General features: G+C 68.5%; 5 protein-coding genes and 2 pseudogenes. 5 read left to right on the top strand and 2 right to left on the bottom strand.

Annotated features, from left to right (window positions below; genetic code table 11):
- The 5 genes and pseudogenes from glmU to AOK11_RS33680 form a co-directional block, all read left to right on the top strand.
- Positions 1 to 546, top strand: a pseudogene (gene glmU, locus AOK11_RS33700) (bifunctional UDP-N-acetylglucosamine diphosphorylase/glucosamine-1-phosphate N-acetyltransferase GlmU); the annotation flags it as partial.
- A 144-nt stretch (positions 547 to 690) separates the two neighbouring features.
- Entirely contained in the window at positions 691 to 1671 is a 981-nt protein-coding gene (locus AOK11_RS33695; RefSeq protein WP_055574417.1) for a ribose-phosphate diphosphokinase, read from the top strand.
- A 240-nt stretch (positions 1672 to 1911) separates the two neighbouring features.
- Positions 1912 to 2496 carry a 50S ribosomal protein L25/general stress protein Ctc gene (locus AOK11_RS33690; protein WP_055597473.1) on the top strand — a complete coding sequence of 195 codons (585 nt, stop codon included), beginning with the start codon at positions 1912 to 1914 and terminating at the stop codon, positions 2494 to 2496.
- 103 nt (positions 2497 to 2599) lie between these two features.
- Positions 2600 to 3196 carry an aminoacyl-tRNA hydrolase gene (pth, locus tag AOK11_RS33685; RefSeq protein WP_055597472.1) on the top strand — a complete coding sequence of 199 codons (597 nt, stop codon included), beginning with the start codon at positions 2600 to 2602 and terminating at the stop codon, positions 3194 to 3196.
- A 60-nt stretch (positions 3197 to 3256) separates the two neighbouring features.
- Positions 3257 to 3745 (top strand): hypothetical protein, encoded by a 489-nt coding sequence (locus tag AOK11_RS33680; RefSeq protein ID WP_055597471.1) that lies wholly within the window; start codon positions 3257 to 3259, stop codon positions 3743 to 3745.
- Positions 3746 to 3852: 107 nt separating this feature from the next.
- On the opposite strand, the pseudogene AOK11_RS45710 reads toward AOK11_RS33680, so the two are convergent.
- Both AOK11_RS45710 and AOK11_RS33675 read right to left on the bottom strand, forming a co-directional pair.
- A pseudogene (locus AOK11_RS45710) lies at positions 3853 to 3965 on the bottom strand (phosphoenolpyruvate carboxylase); the annotation flags it as partial.
- A 2-nt stretch (positions 3966 to 3967) separates the two neighbouring features.
- Positions 3968 to 4425: phosphoenolpyruvate carboxylase (locus AOK11_RS33675; protein ID WP_240497590.1), on the bottom strand; the 458-nt coding region annotated here is incomplete at both ends.

Here is a 4425-nt window from a genome sequence, read left to right as displayed (position 1 = left end):
GGGCCGAATGCGCGGCTGACGGATACGCGGGTGGGGGCCGGGGCGCGGGTGGACAACACGGTGGCGTCGGGTGCGGAGGTCGGTCCGGAGGCGTCGGTGGGTCCGTTCGCCTATCTGCGTCCGGGGACGCGGTTGGGGCGTGGGGGGAAGATCGGCACGTATGTGGAGACGAAGAACGCGTCGATCGGTGAGGGTACGAAGGTTCCGCATCTGTCGTATGTGGGGGATGCGACGATCGGCGAGTTCTCGAACATCGGTGCGGCGAGTGTGTTCGTGAACTACGATGGACAGGACAAACATCACACGACGGTCGGGTCGCACTGCCGGACGGGTTCCGACAACATGTTTGTGGCACCTGTCACGGTCGGGGACGGTGCTTACACCGCCGCCGGCTCTGTGATCACGAAGGATGTGCCGCCCGGTTCGTTGGCTGTGGCCCGTGGGCAGCAGCGGAACATCGAGGGCTGGGTGGCTCGTAAGCGTCCGGGGAGTGCTGCCGCGAAGGCAGCGGAGGAGGCTGTCCGGGGGTCGGCCGAGGAGGGTTGACCGGAAAGCGGTGCGCCGGAGTCGTCGTATCGTGATAAGTGCACATCCGCACCCCATCAGGTGAGATGACCTCGCGCGTGCCGTCTGAGAGGTCTCTCGCCTTCGAGCCGCGAGTTTCTGCGACACCTCTGAGGAGATAGTGCTGTGACCGGGATCAAGACGACCGGCCAGAAGAAGATGATGTTCTTCTCCGGCCGGGCCCACCCCGAGCTTGCCGAGGAGGTCGCCCGCCTGCTGGGTGTGGGGGTCGTTCCGACCAAGGCCTTCGACTTCGCCAATGGCGAGATCTATGTGCGTTACGAGGAGTCGGCCCGTGGTGCCGACTGTTTCCTGATCCAGAGCCACACGGCTCCGATCAACAAGTGGATCATGGAGCAGTTGATCATGATCGACGCGTTGAAGCGTGCGTCGGCGAGGTCGATCACCGTCATCGTGCCGTTCTACGGTTACGCGCGGCAGGACAAGAAGCACCGCGGGCGTGAACCGATTTCGGCGCGTCTGATCGCGGATCTGATGAAGACCGCGGGTGCGACCCGGGTGCTGACGGTGGATCTGCACACGGACCAGATCCAGGGTTTCTTCGACGGTCCGGTGGATCACCTGTTCGCGCTGCCGCTGCTGGCGGACTACGTGGGCGCGAAGGTGGACCGGGAGAAGCTGACGGTGGTGTCGCCGGACGCGGGCCGTGTGCGGGTGGCGGACCGCTGGTGCGACCGGCTGGGTGCGCCGCTGGCGATCGTGCACAAGCGGCGTGACAAGGACGTGGCGAACCAGGTCACGGTCCACGAGGTGGTCGGTGAGGTCAAGGGCCGTGTGTGCGTCCTGGTCGACGACATGATCGACACCGGTGGCACGATCTGCGCCGCGGCGGACGCGTTGTTCGCGCACGGTGCGGAGGACGTGATCGTGACGGCGACGCACGGTGTGCTGTCGGGTCCGGCGGCGGACCGGCTGAAGAACTCGCGGGTGAGCGAGTTCGTGTTCACGGACACGCTGCCGACTCCGGGTGAGCTGAGCGCCGACCTGGACAAGCTGACGGTGCTGTCGATCGCGCCGACGATCGCGAGTGCGGTGCGTGAGGTGTTCGAGGACGGTTCGGTGACGAGCCTGTTCGACGAGCAGTAAGGGTTCTCCTCCGGGTTCCCCCTGCGTCCCGGCTGATCGTTTTGGGTACGGCCTCCCTGTCCGAGTAGACTGCTCCAGTTGCTCGGCGAGGGAGGCCGTACCGCTTCGTGAGGAGTGGAGTACGGCGGTCCGTAATCGACGCGCTCTTCGTAGCAGGCCGTTCGTGGCCGGGTGACTTTCCCCAAGCTCCACGGAGCGGGGGGTATCCCCAACGGTTCCTGACTTCGAGGAGTGGTGAGCATGTCCGAGGTGAAGATTCACGCCGAGACCCGGCGCGAGTTCGGCAAGGGTGCGGCGCGTCGTATCCGTCGCGAGAACAAGGTCCCGGGTGTGGTGTACGAGCACGGTCTCGAGCCGCTGCACCTGACGCTGCCGGGTCACGAGCTGCTGCTGGCGCTGCGTACGCCGAACGTGCTGATCGATCTGGTCGTCGACGGTGAGGGCAGCCAGCTGGCGATCCCGAAGGCCGTGCAGCGTGACGCGATCAGGGGCCACCTGGAGCACGTCGACCTGCTGATGGTGAAGCGGGGCGAGCGGGTCACCGTCGAGATCCACGTGACCGCCGAGGGTGAGCTGGCTCCGGGCGGCAACCTGCTGGAGCACGTCATTCCGACGCTGCCGATCGAGGCCGAGGCGACGAACATCCCGGACGGCGTGAGCGTCTCGGTGCAGGGCCTGTCGGCCGGCGCCACGATTCTCGCCAAGGACCTGGAGCTGCCGGCCGGTGCGAAGCTGGCCGTGGACGGGGACACCGTGGTGCTGCAGGTGCTGGCCGCGCAGGCCGAGGAGGCCGCGGGCGACGAGGACGAGGCCGCCGAGGCCTGATCCTCCTCGTAGTCTTCCTACGCGTCGGCCGCTGTTCCCGTGCGGGGGCAGCGGCCGACGTGTATGTGGACGAGTACGGGACGCGGACGAAGGAGACTGGGACGTGACGACCGATGCGGCGGCTCCCTGGCTGATCGTGGGGCTGGGTAATCCGGGGCCGGAGTACGCCGGGAACCGGCACAACGTGGGGTTCATGGTGGCGGACCTGCTGGCGGAGCGGATCTCGGGCCGGTTCAAGCGGGCCGGGAAGGCGCAGGCGCAGGTGGTGGAGGGGCGGACCGGTCCGCCGGGTCCGGCGGGCCGGCGGGTGATTCTGGCGAAGCCGACGTCGTTCATGAATCTGTCGGGCGGGCCGGTGAACGCGCTGCGGGAGTTCTACAAGGTGCCGGTGGCGCAGGTGGTGGCGATCCATGACGAGCTGGACATCGACTACGGGACGCTGCGGTTGAAGCTGGGGGGCGGGGACAACGGCCACAATGGGCTGAAGTCGATGACGAAGGCGTTCGGTCCGGACTATCACCGGGTGCGGTTCGGGATCGGGCGGCCGCCGGGGCGGATGCAGGTGGCGGACTACGTGCTGCGGGACTTCTCGTCGGCGGAGCGCAAGGAGCTGGACTATTTCGTGGACCGGGCGGCGGACGCGGTGGAGTGTCTGGTGCTCGACGGTCTGGAGCGGGCGCAGGGGACGTACAACTCCTGAGCGGGGGCGGATTCCTCACGGAGTTGACCGACCGCAAGGGCATGGCCAAAGATCTCGGCCATGCCTTCAGCCGTCTCGTCCTCCCGGGGTTCGTCCGCCGCTCTGCGCCTGGGCCGGTTCGCGGTGATGGGCACGGTCACCGTGCTGATCCTGATCGCGGGTGTGTGGGCGTCGTGGGGCACGGCGCAGTACACGATGCTGACGAAGGGCCGGGAGCAGGGCGCGGTCACGGTGGAGTCCTGCGGTGAGCGGACCTGTACGGGGGCGTACACGCCGGTGTCGCCCGGCTCGCAGCCGCGGGCGGAGGTCGTGCTGGAGAACAACGCGGCCGTGGCGAAGGGGCGGACGTACACCGTCGTCATGAAGCCGAGCGGGACCGAGGCGGTCCGTTCCGGTCCCGCCGGGATTCTCTACGCGTGGGTGCCGCTGGGCGGGGCGTTGATGCTGGCGTCGGTGGTGGTGGCGGGCGGGTTGCTGCGGACGCGGCCGGCGTGGGTGATGGGCTTGTCGGGGGTGGCGCTGGTGACGGCGGCGTTCCTGGTGGTGTGAGGCCGGGTCCGTACGGCTTCGGTGCGGAGAACGACAGCGCGACGACGAAGGGTGCCCCCGGCCGGAGTACGGCTCGGGGGCACCCTTCGTCGTGGGCGGCTGCGGGGTCAGCCGGTGTTGCGCAGGCCCGCCGCGACGCCGTTGACGGTGAGGAGGAGGGCTCGGGCGAGCAGCGGGTCGGGCTGGTCGCCGGCGGTGGCGGCGTCGCGCTGGCGCTTGANNGGGTCGAGGTAGGCGTCGCGGATGGTGAGGGTCTGCTTGAGGGCCGGCGTGCCGTCCAGGAGGCCGGGCTCGCCGGTGACGCGGAGCACTTCGGCGACGGTGAGTTCGTGCTCGGCCCTGATCGCGTCGAAGACGTGCTTGAGCTCGTCGGGGACGAGGGTGTCGACGTAGTGCTGGGCGATTCTGAGGTCGGTCTTGGCGAGGGTCATCTCGACGTTGGAGATGAAGTTGCGGAAGAAGTGCCACTGTTCGTGCATCTCGTCGAGCACGGTGTCGAGGCCGGTCTCGCGCAGGGCCTTGAGGCCGGAGCCGACGCCGTACCAGCCGGGGACGATCTGGCGGGACTGGGTCCAGCCGAACACCCAGGGGATGGCGCGCAGTCCGTCGAGGCCGGCGCCGGAGTCGGGCCTGCGGGAGGGGCGGGAGCCGAGGTGCAGGTCGGCGAGCTGGTCGACGGG

The organism is Streptomyces hirsutus, from assembly GCF_001418415.1.
Classification (GTDB): domain Bacteria; phylum Actinomycetota; class Actinomycetes; order Streptomycetales; family Streptomycetaceae; genus Streptomyces; species Streptomyces hirsutus.
Note: the sequence above shows the minus strand (reverse complement) of the source record. Positions and strands in the feature narration are given on the sequence as shown.